Annotated in this window: 1 protein-coding gene; it reads left to right on the top strand. The window is 67.6% G+C overall.

Annotated features, from left to right (window positions below; genetic code table 11):
• A partial coding sequence (locus H0H10_RS00210; protein ID WP_188178721.1) for a 2-oxoacid:acceptor oxidoreductase family protein occupies window positions 1–340 on the top strand: 340 nt, incomplete at both ends.

Below are 340 nucleotides of genomic sequence, written 5' to 3'. Positions count from 1 at the left end.
GGGCGTGTCCTCGTTCCAGCTGCACTTCGCCGACCACGACATCCTCACCCCGGGTGACGCACCCGACGTGCTGGTGGCGATGAATCCCGCCGCGCTGAAGGCCAACATCGCCGATGTCCCGCGCGGCGGGGAGATCATCGTCAACACCGACGAGTTCACCAAGCGCGCCATGGCCAGGGTCGGCTACACGAGCGATCCCCTGACAGACGGCTCCCTGGACGGCCACCGCGTCCACCGCGTGCCTCTGACGACGCTGACGGTCGAGGCGCTGAAGGAGTTCGACCTGTCCCGCAAGGAGGCCGAGCGCAGCAAGAACATGTTCGCGCTGGGCCTGCTGAGC

This window comes from Streptomyces griseicoloratus, assembly GCF_014534645.1.
GTDB lineage: Bacteria > Actinomycetota > Actinomycetes > Streptomycetales > Streptomycetaceae > Streptomyces > Streptomyces griseicoloratus.
This window is presented reverse-complemented; position numbering and strand designations above follow the sequence as displayed.